The organism is Arthrobacter sp. Ha26, assembly GCF_059091705.1.
This window is the reverse complement of the sequence record NZ_JBNHGX010000001.1, coordinates 1-16,815: the sequence shown is the minus strand read 5'-3', so window position 1 is coordinate 16,815 and position 16,815 is coordinate 1. Positions and strand designations below refer to the sequence as shown.

Here is a 16,815-nt window from a genome sequence, read left to right as displayed (position 1 = left end):
TTGGTGATACCGGAAGGACCCATGACACGAGCACGAATGCTTTTCGACATTATCGACGGCGGTGAAAGCGGCCTGGCCGGGGGCGAGGGGCGCCTCAGCCAACGTGAGATTGGATTGCTTACAGGCGCTCTAAACTACCACTCCCTGGTCCATCCCGGCAGGGAATTCAAAGTTGTGGTGCTTCGCTCCCCTCAGGGGGAGTATCCAAGGCTGACCGACCAGTCCTGCCACCGCTTGGAATGGAAAGCCGACCGTGTTGCGGTCTGCTCCCTGACAGTACGGAGCCATCGCACAGGTGACGCCTCCCAGGAGCCTGTCTTTATGCCGCTCGTCATTGATGTGGGAGGTGAAGGTGCGGAAGGTGGGACGAGCTACTATGACCGGGCGGGCCTCAAGGGCAAAATTTTCAAGCGTGTCCGGTTCGGGGCCCCCATAGTTTTTGACGCTTTGCGGCAGGGCCTCACCGATGTCTACGAAAAACGCGTTGTACCGAGGCGTCCTTTCCAGCGAATGGCGGCCCCCCAATTCTCGTCCTCGGTAGCGGAAGTACGGCACACCAAAGGGACGCCGGCGATACTTTTCGGCCTGCACTGGCTGGAAATGGGTGGCGCCGAGCGATGGGCGCTTGAGTCCATTGCAGTCGCCAAAGAGGCTGGATTTCTGCCCATCGTGCTGACCGACAAAGACTCAGCTCACCCATGGATAGACCGGCCTGAGCTGGACGGTGCACTAGTACTACCTATGAGTTTTCCGTTGCCCCAGGGTGAAGAAGCGGATTTGCTCCTCGCCCTTCTTTCAGAGTTTTCAGTTCGAGGCATCCATGTTCACCACAACAACTGGTTGTACCATCGCTTGCCGTGGTTGAAGGCCTTCGATTCTTCGATTCCCATTGTCGACACCCTCCACATTCTCGAGTGGCGCACTGGCGGCTTTGTGGAAGTTTCCGTGAAGCTTTCGAACGTGATCGACATCCACCACGTAATTTCGCCGCAGTTGCGGGACTACCTCGCTCTACTGCGGGACGTGCCAAAAACCCGCGTGGCCTTGGCACCACTGTACGGCCTGTCCGATGACTTCGCGCCAGCTGCAGCCTCCCCGTCCATTGACTCCGGCCGACCTTTCACAATCGCCTTCGTCGGTCGGCTGAGCCAGCAGAAGCGGCCATATTTGTTCCTGCGTTACGCTAAAGCACTTAAGAAGAAGGCCACGCGCGAGGTCAAGTTCATTGTTCACGGTGACGGCGCCCTCTTGGAGGAGACAGAGAAGCTGGTTGCCCACTACGGCCTGTCCGGAAGCGTGGAACTCCGCCGTCCACCGCAGCCGGTCAGTGACACGCTTTCCCAGGCTGACCTCTTGGTTGTTTCCTCCGATAACGAGGGACTCACCCTGACTACATTTGAGGCTACGGCGATGAATGTTGCCGTAGTGTCCACGGATGTCGGGTCGCAGGCCTCTCTCGTCGCGGGCCGCGCCCTACTTCCCCGTCAGCCATTCGCCTTCGTCAGCGAAGCCGTGAAGCTGACACAGGAGGTGATGTCCTCAGAATCCCTCCGGATGGACATCATCGCCGAGCAGCAGGGAAAGATCAAAGCCTTAAAAGAGCTTCCTGACGCACGTGGGTGGACAAAGGCACTTTATGAAGGATGGAAAGCATGACCGACAAAGTTGCCGCCGTGGTTGTTACTTACAACAGGGTCGACAAGCTCGGCCGGGTCCTGGACTCGATACTGGCGCAGTCGCGACGTGTGGACATGCTGGTTGTCATCGATAACGCCAGCACGGATACAACCCCGAATCTCTTAGCGGCTTATGAGGATGATCCCCGCGTTGAGATTGTCCGCCTGGAAAGGAACACGGGGGGTGCCGGTGGGTTCGCGGCTGGCATGGAGAGGGCCTACGAGCGCGGAGCCGACTGGGTCTGGATCATGGATGACGACTGTTATACGGAGCCGGACGCTCTTGGGACGTTGTTAACTGGTCACGCGGCTGCCGAAACGGAGCTGGGACGCCCCGTCCCCTATAGTTGCTCGCTGGTTCGCTTTACCGATGGGACCATCTGTGAGATGAACAATCCGGGAACTGCTTGGGATTGGGGCCGCTTGATTGCCAAGGGCCAAAATACGGTTGTCATCACCAACTGTTCCTTCGTATCCGTCTTAATTCCCCGGCGATCGATTGCCAGATTTGGCCTGCCTTTGGTGGAGTATTTCATTTGGTTCGATGACATGGAGTACACGCTGCGCATCAGTGCTGAAGGTCCCGGGGTCCAGGTTCTGGACAGCGTGGTTACTCACGACATGCCCGACAACCGGGGAGTGAATTTCGGGGACCTCAACGCCAGCAATGCCTGGAAATTCTTCTACGGCGCCCGTAACGAGTCTTCCTACCGCTGGCACCACGACAACAAGCTGGACTGGCTTCGCTTCGTCGTGAGCACCTACGTCTGGATGCGGCGGGGACGGGTGGGCCGACGCCTCCAGCTGGCTGTGGCCGGAAAAATCCTCGAAGGCGTGAAGTTCAACCCATCACCAAAACAAGTGAGAAGCGTCGCCTAAGTTAGGGTCCTGCGCGGCAGCCGCGCTTTCCCTCGCGGAAAGTGCGGCTGTTCTGTATGCCAACAGATTTCACGACACCGGGTAGAGCAGCAGTGCCTCGGCTCGTTTTCGTGCTGTGAGGTCCAGGGCCGTAGTCCGGAAGTGAAGGCTGCCCGTTGGCTCCGGCAGCTTACTGTTTGATCCGGCATACGAGTAAGTCCATCCAGTGCCTAGATCGAGAAGCGATTGATGCTTAACGTCGTAGTAGCCATTTCGAATTCCGATGGCGACACCAGACGCTCCGGCAGCGGCTGCCACCAAGTGCGGATGAAAGCGCGTTGTGTACCACCGTTGGCCCGTTCGAACCGGCAAACCGTGCTTCCAGACCTCAAGAAACGGGACGAAGTTCTGTTCAGGAATCAGGTCTTTCAACTCCTCAAACATGCGACGGTCAGACCCCGGGATGGCCTCAACGTAGCCCACCGTTAGCCCACTCGCTAAAGCTTGGTGGATAACTCCCCGCAGCCGGCTCCCCAGCAGATGAAAATCGGCCTCGTCCGTCATGTCGCTCTGGATGCACAGCATTACGTCTTTGGCTGAGTGGGATGCCTTACGGGTGCGGCTGCGCTTCAGTTCAGTGGGCAAGCCCAGGAAAACGTCATCCAACCCAAGATCGAGACCGATTTCCTCCGCGCTGCCCCCATCGCGAACGCTGACACTGGCGAAGCTGTTGAACGCCTCCTTTAGCTGAATGCGGTTGTCCGGCATAGGGAGGAGCCCAAGCCCGGTGCCGAACAGCCGCGCGCCGTTCAAGTTACGTGCTGCAAGTAGACCCGAGACCAATCCAACGTGATCCGGCCAGACTCCGTTGACGTAGCCTCCACCAAGGAGGTGCAAGGACGTTGCGGCTCCGAGAGCTGCCAGCCCGACTTCGGACACCGGACGTCCACCGTGGTCGACCAGATTCTTAACATATTTCCACACACCTGCAGCCGACTGGTCTGGGGCCTCCATGCAGGAGCGCCAGAGCGTGTCAGTGGATCTAAGCTTGGGGTGGATGCCACAAAATAGGGAGGTGGCCGTACCGGGTTCAGGGGTATCCAGCCAAACAGTTGCCTCCGGCCGAACTGAAGCCAGAAACGTTAGCCATGAAGCGACGATTAGTTCATCACCATAGTTGGGGTTTCCACCGGATGCCACAAGGTAGAGGTTTTCACTCATCGGTTCAGGTTAGCATCGCAAGTTTTGTCACGTACTGGTGCCTGATGAATTGATCGCTGCCTCTTCACATTCTCAACCTCGCTTGCCGAATTGCCGTGGAGCTTGCCCTGTTTGCAGGTTGAACTAGTCAGCAACCGGTAATTTTAAGTAGCTTTGCCGAACCTTGAGCGTCCACTAGGCTCAAAGTAGAACCGCGGTCAGCTCGCAACCCCTCAAATTCTTGGCTTTCGGTAGAGTCCAAAAACACTTTGTCTCCAAAGTCCAATACATATTGAACGTTCAGATTTTTTGCGGCAGCACAAGAAGCCGATCCCGGGAAGCCGACATTGATACCTTGGTTGATCGCGTGTACGTCCGCGCTAAGTTCGGTGATTAGGTGGTGAAGGGTAACATGAGTACCGGATACGGCGTACGCCAGCGCACCGCCGTTCCACGGATTAACTGCTACTACGGAATCCTTCGGTACCTCCTGAGGAAGCCGACGCAGCAGATCGTACTCGTCCGAAGACAATAGCTGACTGTCCGGTCCCTCGGTGTAGGCTTCGGAGGCGCTGCGCAGTGCCGGCGGGACGCCTCCATATTTGATTCCCAGTAAGACCGCACTCACGAGAAAAACCGAAGAAAGTAGGTAAACACCAGTCGCTAAACGCTCACGTCTCCGAATTGGGTTGATGGATACGTGCTGTGCGAGGGTTCTGGCCGTGCGTGCTAGACCATCGGCACCTATGGCCGCTATGAGCACCCCGATCAAAGGCAACAGCGCTGCGAGCCTATAGCTGTCGTTATACCAGCCACCTGTGAACCAAGAACGAATTGCACCGGTGGGGGCCGAGGCGGCTACCACGAAAAGCGCTGTCCCCACAACGTATGAACCAGCAACCCATCGCACCTTTGGGGTCTGCAGCGCTACTGCCAGTCCAACCAGGATCAGCAGAGTCATTATCCACGCTGGCAATCTGCCCATTGGGCCATTGATGAGCGACTCTCCCAAGGCAGCTCCCGTGGGTTGAATCGGTGGCCAGCCGCCCGTAGTGTCGTTTGGTCTGAGGAAGTTCCACAGCGTCAGGAAAACAACTCCTGCAGCTGCCAATAACCCCCAATGCTTGAGGACCGATGCCGCCTTCGTAGGATGAGACATCAGACGCTGCAGCCCTGCCGCCCATTGCGAAATCAGGAGTGGTAGGACAATGACGAGCAGGGAAACGAGTCCGTTGGGCTGGGAAAACATAAGAGCAATCGGGATCGCGCCAACGCGGAACGCTGCATGGAACCATTCCATGGGTTTTAAGGCGCGCCTAACAGCTAAAGGGAATAATACTCCCAACGCCACCGGTACCAAGCTGTAGGATAAGATATTTGGATATAGAGGGCCAAAATCAAGTAGGGCTAACGGGAATGCCGCGAAACTAGCTGCACCCGCTCCTGCCACTAACTGGTGAGCTAAGCCAGGACCGAGAATTGTTCGCGCCAAAAAGACGCAACCAACTGGCCAAATGAGTCCTCCGATGACTAGGTTCAGCACGTTCGCTGCCGCTGGAACAGAGATAGATGAAAGCTGAACTACTAGGGCGCCGATGCTGTGCCATACTGCGGGGTACAGCGCAACAGGTCCATCCACACCACTCATACGGTTCAGCGTTAATGAAGAAGCGTTTTGAGTATCAAGTATCCACCGTATCCCATTTAGGTGAAAGACATTATCAAAGCGCTGTGCGATGCTCTCGGGAAAAACAAACGCGCGGATGAGAATGGCGCTTTGTACTGAAACCCCGAGGATAATTCCTAATACCGTTCCGATATTGGGACGCCAGGAATCGGGTTTTGCAAAAAGAGAGACGCCCGGATTGAACTTTCGGGCGAGAAACCAAAAACAGGCAGCCAAAAAAAGGGAAAATACGGCAAGCGTGCCGATGTTCCAAGGGAGGCTCAGCGCCCCCGCAGCCATGCCCGAAACTCCCACTAAAGCGGCCGTCATAAGAGGGGCGGCTGCCCAGCGTACGCTACCAGTTTGTCCGAGGGCGGAAAGCATTAGAGCCCCCGGCAGGAACATCACTAGAATGCAGACAGAGATGGCTGGCAGGACCGAAAACCAAGTCATCAGTTTCAATTCTTTCTTGTTCGGGCTGTGGGTTTGGTCCCATTTGCTCTCCGTGTGTTCTGTGACGCACGCACGGAGAGCAAACAAGAAGCGCAACCTCGTGTCAAATTAGTATCAACACACAGAGGCGAGAGAACCTTCTGTCGAGAAGCTAACAGCAAATACAAACCATTAGGCTCGCCGCGGACGTCGAAACAAAGGACACAAGATTCTTTTTCCAAAGCTTTTACCGGTCACGCCTGGATCAATCGGACCTATGGCTGCAAGCTCTTGGTACAAGCTGCTTCCACCCTGACTCATGTTCCAGTAAACGCGTATATTTCGTGCGAGCGGCGAGGTCGCTATTTGAGCGATGGGTCATCTACAGCACGTTCGGGTAAGCCCTTTGTGGACATCACACGCATTTTTCGCCGTGCCGGCTCTTCGATATATCGCCAGAGCATATACCCAAGTGCTGCGACAACGAATGGAATAAGTGTGAAGACAACCCGAGCGCCCATAGATCCAGTCCCCAGGATTCCAGGAAACCGGCCCTGCATAAACCAGACAACTTCGATAATGGGCATATGGACCAGGTAGACGCTGTATGAGGCCATTCCGCCTATGACAAAGAAGCGACTTCCCAACGCCTTAGCAACATGCCTATCCGCCATGCCTAGCACCCCTACGAATACCACTAGCAGGGGAATTATTAGGCCGCTAAATCGCGAGAACGCGGGAAGGGTAAAAAGGTAGCAGCCCAGGATGACCAGTACCAGAATAAAAGGAACTGCGTAGCTGGCAAGCCTGCGATTTCGTATGGTTCGTGGAATGCGCTCAAGGACGTAGAAGGTTACTGCACCGGCGACGAAGGCACATAAAAGTCGCAGTACCCACATCCATGGAGCGTAAAGACCCAGCGCAAACGAAAAGAAAACAACGGGCAAGAGTGCGACAGCAGCCGAGGCAATCAACGCTCTGGTGCTGAGGGCTAGATTCAGCCGAAACAACAGAAGCGCGATGACCGGGAACAGCATATATACGAAAGCTTCGGCAGAAACCGACCACGCGGCGCCGTTCCAAGTCAATCGCTCGAAGTCTGGCTCCGTCCACTGAACCACCAAAGTCAGCTGACGCAAAAAGCTACCGATGCTGTAGTCCCGCACGGCTACAGGGTCCGCAGCGTGGCGCACAATCAGCAAGCCATGCCATATTGCGGCAAAAGCCAGCATAAATGCGTAGGCGGGCCAGACTCGCGCCAACCGTGCCCACCAGAACCTGAGCGCTGACGATCTGTCGAATTGCAAGCCCATCCGCTCGCCGTAGTTCAACGCCAAGACATAGCCGCTCAACGCGAAAAAGAGATCCACTCCGAGTTCGCCGTGGGCTAAGACTGGCCCTACTAGCTTGTCCAGCCAAGGGAATTCACTTGCTATGTTCCCACGGATATGGAAGAGGACGACCCAAAGAGCGGCCAAAGCACGCACGCCGGTTAGGGCATGGACCTGGCTAACCTTGCGTTCGGTGTTAGCGCCCGTAGGGGCTGAATGTAGGTCGGCGACTGGCACCGCTGGTGCGGTCATTGGTTTCCTCCGGGTACAACCTGACAACCCGCTGCGGAACCACCGGGCACTTCTTCGAGGATACCGGACTATGCGATTTGCAACGGCCTCGACCACTCTAGGCGTGCTCCGTTGGTGCCACTTTCTATGTAGGAAAACAGTGCCGCTTCCGGCGGTCCTGATGCTCGCCCATGGATGGATTGCTTGCTGCACACCCGATACTGACCGAGGACGGTTTTTAAGACCGTACAGTCGCAGCATCACGATGGACCATGAGAGTCTTGTTGAATAGGTCTCGATCTCGGTCGGCTGCGACTCGAAGTGGTTTATGACTGCTACGGAGCAGCCGCACGAATGAGCCCCGTCTCGGAACATTGGGAGCGAACTTGGTTGACGCGTTGGAATAACGGTTCGAAACAACCTCCAAAGAGAGCGCCAGATGCCATGCGCAGTGAGTGCCTTCTTCCGTTGAAGCACATTCGTGTAAACTAAGTAGGCCCAAGTTGTCGGTAGATTTATCGCTATCAAGGGGTTGTTCCCGGCATGTTCAGCCTCAGACGCTGTTACCTCTTCGCAGAATCTGGGGTCGACGGGCGGCCTGAACACAGCACCCCCTCGGGCAACATCATCGCCAGATGTATCCCCTGTACAAGGGTTGCGCACAACTTAAGTGGTCCACGAGCGGAAGAATTGATCCAGGATCCGGGGGAGTCGGGATCGGACCGGTGGTTCTCCCGTGGCAGGCCAGTCTAAGGATGGACCGCTGTCGAGCCGTGTCAGAGAGGACGCTGGTGGAGTTACTCGCTGCGACAGGGGAAAGCCGGAGGGGCGATGGGCCCGAAGGCTCCCTGCAACGCCATTTGAATCAAAGTATTCGGGATAGCACGACTCGGGCGGACTTAGGCGCCACAGACATGAAATACTTGGAGCAAGGTTTACCGATGACAGAAGTGAATACGTATGAATACCTCTAACAGAAGCGATGCGTTGGTAATAACTCCCGCTTGGAATGAATCTGCGTCGGTAGGTGACACCGTTCGCGAAATCGTAAAATGGAATCCCGGGTTGGATATTCTTGTGATCGATGATGGATCTCAGGATCAAACTGCTCTGGAAGCAAGATTGGCAGGGGCGCAGGTACTCATTCTTCCGTTTAACCTCGGGGTGGGTGGTGCGATGCGGGCTGGCTTCAAATTTGCGGTCGCGCATAGATATAGCTCCGTGATCCAAGTCGATGCTGACGGTCAACATGATCCGCGAGATATCGGTCGAGTTTTGGCGGGGCTACGGCAGGCTGATATATCCATCGGGGCTCGCTTCGCAGATAAGGGCGATTATGAGGTACGCGGCCCACGAAAGTGGGCGATGAGGTTTCTAGCAGCCACGATATCTAGGCTGGCTCGCGTTCGGCTGACTGACGTGACTTCGGGGTTCAGAGCGGCTAACGCAAGAGCTATGGCGCAATACCTTGACCATTATCCAGCCGAATATCTTGGAGACACCATAGATTCACTTGTGGTGGCGCTGAGGTCGGGTTGCACCGTAACGCAGGTGCCGGTGGAAATGCGCAAGCGCCAGGGAGGGGTACCCAGTCACGATCCTTTCAAAGCCGCAGTTTACCTCGCCAGATCCTTTCTAGCATTGCTCTTTGCACTTATGCGGCGGAAGTCCGCGTCAGCTAAGAACCAGGAGTCGTACAAGTGAACACCGTATCAGCGTTCATTGTGGCACTCATTTTTGTCACCGCAGTGGTTGAACTATCGAGACGGAAGCACCTAAGAGAAAAGTTCGCCGTACTTTGGCTCATAATCGGAGCTGCCATTCTCCTTTTGGCCGGCTTCCCTCAACTGCTGGAACTAGCAAGCCGTCTCCTTGGTGTCCAAGTTCCTGCGAATCTATTATTCACGCTATCGATTCTCTTACTAATGGGCGTCTGCCTCCACTTGTCCCTGGCGGTTACGAAAGCTGAAGATCAAACGCGCGTGCTCGCGGAAGAAGTAGCGTTACTTCGCTTCCGAGTTGAGTCTTTGTCTCGGGAGAGCGGCGAGATCCCTGGTCATGTATCGCCAGTGTTCCGTGAAAACCAGGAAGAGGCTTGATTGAAGACCAAAGCATATAATAAAGGTAAAAAAATGTCCGCACTCGCGGTACCAGGCGGTCGGCATCACGTTGCGTTTGTTGTGAATAATTTCCCGCCTAAGGTTGGCGGTCTAGAATCACATGTCTCGCACCTAGCGGTGAGCCTGAAAGAATTGGGGCTGGGTGTCACTGTTCTGACGTTGGATAATGATATTCCTTCGGGTCTTTATCACGGCGTTGATGTGGTGAGATACTCAGGCAGCGCGATGATCGGCGGCGTCTTGTCGATTCCTCTGCCTGGCACTTCGAGGAAACTGCGACGGGAATTACAGCAACGTGGGGTAACCAGCGTATCGACCCATACAAGGTTTTTCCCCATGTCGTTTCTTGGAGTCCGGGTGGGCCGAAAGCTCGGCCTTCCCGTCATCCATACTGAACACGGGTCAGATCATGTTCGGGGTGTCCCAAAAGCGATCGCATATGCCAGTCGTGTGGTTGATCGGACATTGGGAAGATACATTCTTCGTCACGCATCAAAAGTCCTGGCGATTTCATCTGCAGCTCAGCAATTCGTGGACTCTCTTGCTCAGGTCAAAAGCACCGTGTTCTTCAATGCCATTGATACCGCTGTATTCAAAGTCCAGGGCTATGCTACAGCACCCCAATCTGAGAAAATAGTCTTTCTCGGGCGTCTCGTCGATGGCAAAGGGTGGCAGATATGTCTGTCCGTGGCGGAAGCTCTTACGGAAGAGTTTCCGGACCTTGAGGTTCACTTCATTGGGGACGGTGCACAACGTCCGTTGCTTGAGATTGCTGCTAAATCTTCGTCAATCAAAGATCGAGTAAAGATCCATGGATACTTGCAGAAACATGAGATTCAGCCGATATTGGCTAATGCGGTCTTGTTGAATCCCACCGTTCTGGCCGAAGGCTTTCAGACCACGCTTTTGGAGGCCGTTACTTCAGGCGCCGCGGTCATAAGCACGCCTGTTGCCGCTGCACTTTATCTGGCTGAAGAGGGGGCTCCAGTTACTATCGTGATGGACTCTTCCCCTGCGGCGTGGATCGACACGAGCCGGCGCGTGCTAGCATCAGCCCGTCAAATAGTCGATAATAAACTTACGATGTCCTTCGATTGGTCGACTCGCTCGCGTCAGTATGTACAAATCCTCGATGAAACAGCGAAGTTCACTGACACGACTGCTGATCGCCTTTAGTGGCTCTTCGCGGATCGTGATGAATATTTTGCCGTGACGGGCGTTCATGCCGCTGTTCTGGCAGCACTTTCCCAGAGGATGCGCGTTTTGTAGTTCCGTGCGTTGGTGAATCCCCGGCCTATTCTTTTAGGCGTTTCATCGCGGTGTTGGCTTCGACTTTCGCTATTGTGGCGCCGGTGATAACGCGCACTTCGATCTCTTTCCACCAGCGGCAGATATGGCGCCAAAGCCGGTTCGTTTCGGGCTGCGCGGCTCGCCTCACGAATGCCTGCAGCTGGTCTTTCGCGGCCGCGGCGTCGGCGAGGGACCCGGTGACCAGCGGCATCCTTAGCGGCCGTTCATGGTTCCCGGGGAATCGTCTGCTGAGATGCCGGCCGTCAACAGGGCTCTTCGCGGTTGGTGGGGAATTGAGTTCGTGTCGTTGAAGACAAGGGGACCCGTGGCCCTGCTGGGATGAGTGTGTCTAAGCATTCAACCTGGAACAGGACCACGAGCCGTGATCGAGCCTACCGGGGTCGCAGCCGACGCTGCCACCATCCTTTTCAACCGGCCCGACTACCGCGTCATTTCCACCACCATCAATGCCGGCCGGCGGCAGGTCATCGTTGAAACGGAGCAGCCACCAGGCTGCCCGAGCTGTGGGGTCATCGCCAGGCGGCGGAAGGAGCGGCGGCTTCAGCGGCTCCGCGACATTCCCGTGGCCGGGTCGCTGGAGGTGCTCTGGTCCAAGTACCGCTGTATTGCGAGGAACGGGCCTGCGACGGGCTCTCGTTCTTTGAATCCACGCCGCAGGTGCCGCGCCGTGCGCGGTCCATGAGCAGACTTCGGGACCAGCTCGTGGATGCGGTCGTCCGTTCCGGCAGGGCGGTGTCGGAGACAGCTGCCGGCTTTGCGGTGTCCTGGTAGATGGTCCGGGCCGCAGTGACCGAGGCCTGCCTGCTGCGGCTGCCGGACATGGACAAGCTCAGCCCGCGGATGCTAGGCATCGACGAACACCGGTTCCGGTCGGTGGGCTACTTCCAGGCCCCGGGAACGAAGGCATGGACCAGGTTCGAGCCGTGGATGACAACCATCGTGGATTTGGACACCGGACAGGTGCTGGGCGTGGTGGACGGCCGGGACCACAAAAGTGTTGGGGACTGGCTGTTCGCCCGGCCGCTGGAATGGCGGCTGGCCGTGCAGGTCGTGGCGATCGATCCCTCGGCGACATTCCGAAAAGCGTTGCGGATGTGGCTGCCCCGCACCGCGGTCGATCGAGCCGGGTGGCTGCCCGGCAGCTGAGTATGCCGCCGCCGCGCAAACAGGAGCATGCGGTGGGCCCAGGCCGTGACGACGGCTCGAGGAAGTCTTCGCCGTCGATGATCCGACCGGCACCCTCCAAGCCGCGTGGAACATCAAGGAACAGCTCCGGGCGCCTGCTGCGCGCATCGGCTCCCTGGACGACGCCGCCGCGGCGAAAAACGAACTCGAGGAACTCGTGAAGAAAGCAGCCCGGCCGGAGACCAACAGGCTCTACCGCACCGTTTGCACATGGTGGAAAGAGAGGTGCTCATCGTCACCGGCGCCACGACCGGCAAGGTCGAAGCCAACAACACCGCCATCACGAACATCAAACGCACGGCTCCTGGGTACCGCAACGCGGCCAACTACAAATCGGTTATTCTCTTGAGAAGTGCCGTCCGGACGGCGGCACGCCACTCAAACCCGGGAACCATTTCCCCATGAACCGTGACACTCCTATTGACTGATTTCAAGAGTTGATGTCTCGGTTGGCTCCTGCAGTGTTTGGACGATGAGGGGGTAGAGCTGGCGGACGAGGTAGCGTTTGAGGCAGCGAACGATTTCCATTTTCGTTTTGCCCTCGGCGGTCCTTCGAGCAGCATAGTCTCGGGTTGTTTGGTCGTAGCGCAGCCGCACAATGACGATGTGATAGAGCGCCGAATTCGCTTGGCGGTCACCGGCTCGGTTTAGTCGGTGACGGTTCGTTTTTCCCGATGACGCCGGAATCGGGCTCACGCCGGTCAGTGCAGCGAATGCAGCTTCGCAACGGAGCCTTTCGGGGTTGTCTCCGGCGGTGATCAGCAGTTGGGCGGTGGTGTCTGGTCCGCAGCCGAACACGCCCATCAGGGCTGGTGCGTGGTCCTCGAGCAGCCGTTTCAGGTGCCTGGTCAGGTCCTGGATTTGCTCGGTCAGATCCAGCCAGCGCCGCGCGAGAAGGCGCAGGCTGTAGGCCGTGGCCTCGGCCGCGGTGACGGGCGTTTTCGTTGGTCTCGTTGTCGCCAATGCGGCGATCAGTTTGGTGTTTGGCAGGCCGCGGTATCGGGCCCGAAGATGTTCGGGTGCTGCGATCAACATGCCCTTGATCTGGTTGATCGTGGCGGTCCTGGCCGTCAATGCTGAGGACCTTGACGTGCGTAATACCCGCAGAGACTCCACGAGGCCGTCACCACCTTTTGGTGCAGCCGTTGCGCGCCCCGACAGCACTGCTTCGGCGGCCGAGTAAGCATCGAAGACGTCAGTCTTGCCCCGGAGCCTACGATCGAATCGGTTGGGCCGGTTGACTTCGAACACCTCAATACCGGCCTCGCGGACGACACGGGTGACCGAGGCCCCGTAGGAGCCGGTGCACTCGATACCGACGCTCACCAAGGCCGGCCACGTTCTCAGGAACCGTAATGCCGCGTGGTAACCAGCAGCGGTGGTGGGCACCTCCACATCTGCCAGCCGTTGTCCTGCAGCGTCGATAACGGCGATGTGATGCGTGTCGGCATGCGTGTCGATTCCGCCGTAGACCCTGATTTGCTTCTCGTTCACCATGGAAACTGCGCCCTTCCTCGTTGTTGGGTGCGCAGCTCGGTGGGCGTCAGTTAGTTCACTATCGGGGACTCGCCAGACTCCTATCAGGACATGACGGCCTGCCGGGCTGCACTTCGAAAATGAGCCAGGTCGGCCGACAGGTCACGGGAAGGACAATCACCAGGGGGTGACGTCAGAAGAGCCGAGAGTCAGACCCGCCTCACCAGACCATCCTGCATCCAGCAAGCCGAGGCCGCCACGTCCATCAAGGAGCCAGACCAACCGGGTCCACAACTCCATAGTGAATAGCCCTTTAGTGGGTTGATCTGTTGGCCGTCGCTTGAGTCCTCTAATGAGTAGTCCCGAGCCTCATCCGCGGAAAGCCCTACGAAGGCATGGAGCAGATGTTGACTCTGGAACTTAGCAATCGTCAAAGTTGGTAGTCGCTGGGAGGTGCCAGATAGAGAGCAGCCATAGAGAGGAGACCTCTGCTGACTAGTGCAGCAAAACTGACCCAAAGAGCACCGGCGACTTCACTGCTTGGTATTGATACGTACGCTATTACCGTAGCTACGATTACCGAAACGACGCTCGTGCAGAGCGCTTTGACATAACTGTTGGCCACGTTTAGCGCCATGGCGGAGAAAAACACGAGTGGAAGAACTGCCAAGGATCCGAACAGGGGAATAATTTCTGGCCACGTAAGTTGATAGGTTGGGCCCAAGATGATCGGCAGAATAACATAGGCGATAGCGCAAATCACGGCCGACAGCGGAATAAATGCGGCAGTCCAAAGTAGTGCTGTCGTTAGCACTGCCATAGGAAAAGACGGCGAGTCGGAAAGCAACTGTTTTGCCTTCGGAATCCAGGACTGGCTGACCGCATTCAAAAAGATCTCAACAACGACGACGACATAAAGTATTACCGCGAATTGCCCAACTTCTACTTCCGAGAAATACGCGGCAAGAAAATATTGGGGAATTGATGACAACAGGGACAATAGGCCCCAGGAAATACCAGTGGGAAGGCCAGCTCTGATCACTACGCTGTGATGATCCCACCGCCCCTGGGCGCTGGCTGACGTTTGTTCTCGTCTTAACAGCAGCGCATGGGCTGGTCGCTTCATGAGAAACAGGGTCGTCGCTGTTGACACCACTATCAGCGCTCCTATGACCACATACAAGTCGTGGAAGGTCACGAGTACTGCGATTCCAACACCGATGGTCAGAAGGGCGTTCGCGCTGAATGCCTTGAGTATCGTGGGTAACTCGCCGTAACGCTGAAGTGGCGCAGAGTAAAGTTCGGCTACGGAGTCTGCCGCGCGCAGCAGGCTCACCAACACGAGGACCGCGGTCGACTCCGGAACGAAAAGGACCCCGATCATTGCCGTCAAAAATATCGCTAGAGCCAAGGTGATCAGGCGCACTTGAAGGTAGGCTCTGAAGGGCTGGCTCCCGTGATGTGTCAGGTAAACAGTGCGTAAACCGAACTCACAAAGAACAAAGATCGGGGCGGTAACGGCCAGCGCCAGCGAGTAGCTGCCCAGCGTTTCCGGTGATCCGAGCCTGGCAAAGACAATCAAAAGCCCAGCTTGGCCAAGACTTCTAGACGCCAGTGCAAGGGTGAGCCATATGGTGCCCCTGATCATTTAACGAGGACCCGTGCCGAAACTCTTCGAACGGGATTAGTGACGTAGTAGCGGAGGTACTGGGCACCAATCCAAATGACATCTTTAGCAATAGCGACCGGCATAGGCACTCCGAGCGCCTTTCGCAGATTTCGCCGCTCGGCGAGAACCTTGGAAATATGAGTACCGTATGGTTTGGCGCCTCGGCTAAGCTGCCCCTGGTGAACGCGATATTGCGTGAGAAGATCTGGCAAAAGCGTGATCTTTCCGCGCTGCGCTAGCCGAAGCCATAGTAGATAGTCCTCCATTTGTGGCAATGGCTCGTAGCCTCCGACGAGATGATAGTCGTCGAGCCGGAACATCACAGCAGACTGGACAACTACGTTTTGCAGGAGGAGTTGGGACCGGACGTCGGCGTCAGGGCGAAAATGCATTTTGCCGATTGCCACTCCTGCACCATCGATCAACTCAGTCCCCGCGGTTACGGCCACGGTATCGGGATGCTCTTTCAAGAAATTTGCCTGCCGGAGGAGCCTGCCCGGCTTCGCAATATCATCTGAATCTAAGCGAGCAACAAACTCACTATTCGCTTCGGCCATCGCCTTACGAAGTGTAGCTCCAACGCCTAGACGAGTCGGATTTTTCAGGATGGTTACTCGTGGATCATCCATCCACGGGCGGTCTCCGTGCTCCCTAATCCCGTCAAAGATTACAATGAGTTGGAGTTTCACTTCGGTCTGGCTGAGTAGGGAGTCCAACGCCAGATCAAGCCAATGATCGAGGCTGATCGTGGGTACCACGACCGAGACGCATGGCTTTTGATCTGTTGTCATAGCGACGTTCCTTGTACTGGGCGACGAGAGGCGTCCATGCCCCTAACGGGTTTCTCGGGGCAGCGGCCGCGGTAGTTGCTTGGCGGCATCCGCTATAACGGTACTGGAATTCGATCGTTCGCACGAAACCTCCCTCATTCTTAGTACTCCTCGCCGCTTGCTGGCTAGTAGTCCCAAGTTCACTGTTTGATCCCATGCAGTCGACCCTGAGGGCCATGAGCTCCCCCCGATGCTGCTTGCGCTGGGGCGCAATGCGTATGAGCGCGATCATCTCGAGGCAGCTCCGTCTCGTGGGCCGTGAGCACCTGCTCGTCCAACTGCCCGGCGGAGGAAAGGTGTCAACGACCAGGACTTGACATTGCTGTAGCCAGAAAGCCGCCTCCGGGGTCGAACTGGCTATATTTTGGGGTGCGGGGCAGGCCAGACGCCTGGGGAATGCCGTGACCTGTTATGGCGTGATTGCAGCACCATTTACTGGCGACCAGGTAATGGTGCCATTTTGGAACCTTTGGCTGACGCTTCCGTCCGGCAGAGGACTGGTTTCGTTGGTGACGGGGTAACCGAGTTTGCCGTTTTCGTACCCGAGGGTGCCCCAGGCTGTTCGGATGGGGCCCCAGGTGGCGTAGGCGCCGACGCCGGGGGCGTAGTGGATGGTCCCGCCCTGGAATCCCTGATAGCAGCCGCCGCCGGTCAGACCGCAGATCTCGTTGGTGACGGGGTAACCGAGTTTGCCGTTTTCGTACCCGAGGGTGCCCCAGGCTGTTCGGATGCCGCCCCAGGTGGCGTAGGCGCCGACGCCGGGGGCGTAGTGGATGGTCCCGCCCTGGAATCCCTGATAGCAGCCGCCGCCGGTCAGACCGCAGATCTCG

The 16,815-nt window shown here is 56.9% G+C and carries 16 protein-coding genes; 8 read left to right on the top strand and 8 right to left on the bottom strand.

The features are described 5' to 3' along the window. The first annotated feature begins 36 nt into the window (after positions 1-36). Positions 37-1,656, top strand: a complete 1,620-nt coding sequence (locus AC5RVY_RS00080; protein ID WP_493952696.1) for a glycosyltransferase — start codon at positions 37-39, stop codon at positions 1,654-1,656. Continuing rightward, the gene (locus AC5RVY_RS00075; protein ID WP_493952695.1) at positions 1,653-2,555 is read left to right on the top strand and encodes a glycosyltransferase; all 903 of its coding nucleotides are present in this window, start codon (positions 1,653-1,655) and stop codon (positions 2,553-2,555) included. Before AC5RVY_RS00080 ends, AC5RVY_RS00075 begins: the two co-directional genes overlap by 4 nt. Before the next feature lie 69 nt (positions 2,556-2,624). Here AC5RVY_RS00075 and AC5RVY_RS00070 read toward each other — a convergent pair whose 3' ends face one another. From AC5RVY_RS00070 to AC5RVY_RS00060, 3 genes are all read right to left on the bottom strand, one after another. Further along, complete coding sequence (locus tag AC5RVY_RS00070) at positions 2,625-3,755, bottom strand: polysaccharide pyruvyl transferase family protein (RefSeq protein WP_493952694.1); 1,131 nt, start codon at positions 3,753-3,755, stop codon at positions 2,625-2,627. Positions 3,756-3,882: 127 nt separating this feature from the next. Further along, positions 3,883-5,853, bottom strand: coding sequence for a DUF6541 family protein (locus AC5RVY_RS00065; RefSeq protein WP_493953664.1), 1,971 nt, complete (start codon positions 5,851-5,853; stop codon positions 3,883-3,885). 341 nt (positions 5,854-6,194) lie between these two features. Continuing rightward, positions 6,195-7,415: an acyltransferase family protein gene (locus tag AC5RVY_RS00060; protein ID WP_493952693.1), complete on the bottom strand. Its 1,221-nt coding sequence runs from the start codon at positions 7,413-7,415 to the stop codon at positions 6,195-6,197. A 939-nt stretch (positions 7,416-8,354) separates the two neighbouring features. Here AC5RVY_RS00060 and AC5RVY_RS00055 point away from each other — a divergent pair. From AC5RVY_RS00055 to AC5RVY_RS00045, 3 genes are read left to right on the top strand one after another with little or no spacing between them, the layout of a single operon-like run. Then, on the top strand, positions 8,355-9,098 hold the full coding sequence (locus tag AC5RVY_RS00055) for a glycosyltransferase family 2 protein (protein ID WP_493952692.1): 744 nt from the start codon (positions 8,355-8,357) through the stop codon (positions 9,096-9,098). Next, positions 9,095-9,493, top strand: a complete 399-nt coding sequence (locus tag AC5RVY_RS00050; RefSeq protein ID WP_493952691.1) for a DUF2304 domain-containing protein — start codon at positions 9,095-9,097, stop codon at positions 9,491-9,493. The genes AC5RVY_RS00055 and AC5RVY_RS00050 overlap by 4 nt, the downstream gene beginning before the upstream one ends. Beyond that, positions 9,494-10,690, top strand: coding sequence for a glycosyltransferase family 4 protein (locus AC5RVY_RS00045; RefSeq protein ID WP_493952690.1), 1,197 nt, complete (start codon positions 9,494-9,496; stop codon positions 10,688-10,690). Between the two features lie 118 nt (positions 10,691-10,808). Here AC5RVY_RS00045 and AC5RVY_RS00040 read toward each other — a convergent pair whose 3' ends face one another. Next, on the bottom strand, positions 10,809-11,015 hold the full coding sequence (locus tag AC5RVY_RS00040; RefSeq protein ID WP_493952689.1) for a hypothetical protein: 207 nt from the start codon (positions 11,013-11,015) through the stop codon (positions 10,809-10,811). 171 nt (positions 11,016-11,186) lie between these two features. On the opposite strand from AC5RVY_RS00040, the gene AC5RVY_RS00035 reads away from it, so the two are divergent. The 3 genes from AC5RVY_RS00035 (at position 11,187) to AC5RVY_RS00025 (ending at position 12,415) form a co-directional block, all read left to right on the top strand. Beyond that, positions 11,187-11,507, top strand: coding sequence for a hypothetical protein (locus tag AC5RVY_RS00035; RefSeq protein WP_493952688.1), 321 nt, complete (start codon positions 11,187-11,189; stop codon positions 11,505-11,507). 89 nt (positions 11,508-11,596) lie between these two features. After that, on the top strand, positions 11,597-11,971 hold the full coding sequence (locus tag AC5RVY_RS00030; RefSeq protein WP_493952687.1) for a transposase: 375 nt from the start codon (positions 11,597-11,599) through the stop codon (positions 11,969-11,971). A gap of 249 nt (positions 11,972-12,220) precedes the next feature. Beyond that, positions 12,221-12,415 carry a transposase gene (locus tag AC5RVY_RS00025; protein WP_493952686.1) on the top strand — a complete coding sequence of 65 codons (195 nt, stop codon included), beginning with the start codon at positions 12,221-12,223 and terminating at the stop codon, positions 12,413-12,415. 12 nt (positions 12,416-12,427) lie between these two features. On the opposite strand, the gene AC5RVY_RS00020 is transcribed toward AC5RVY_RS00025, so the two are convergent. The 4 genes from AC5RVY_RS00020 to AC5RVY_RS00005 all read right to left on the bottom strand — a co-directional run. Further along, positions 12,428-13,507, bottom strand: a complete 1,080-nt coding sequence (locus AC5RVY_RS00020) for an IS110 family RNA-guided transposase (RefSeq protein ID WP_493952685.1) — start codon at positions 13,505-13,507, stop codon at positions 12,428-12,430. Positions 13,508-13,916: 409 nt separating this feature from the next. Next, complete coding sequence (locus AC5RVY_RS00015) at positions 13,917-15,068, bottom strand: lipopolysaccharide biosynthesis protein (protein WP_493952684.1); 1,152 nt, start codon at positions 15,066-15,068, stop codon at positions 13,917-13,919. Between the two features lie 62 nt (positions 15,069-15,130). Then, positions 15,131-15,946, bottom strand: coding sequence for a glycosyltransferase (locus tag AC5RVY_RS00010; RefSeq protein ID WP_493952683.1), 816 nt, complete (start codon positions 15,944-15,946; stop codon positions 15,131-15,133). Positions 15,947-16,394: 448 nt separating this feature from the next. Beyond that, the coding region (locus tag AC5RVY_RS00005; RefSeq protein ID WP_493952682.1) for an LGFP repeat-containing protein at positions 16,395-16,815 on the bottom strand (421 nt) is incomplete at its 5' end.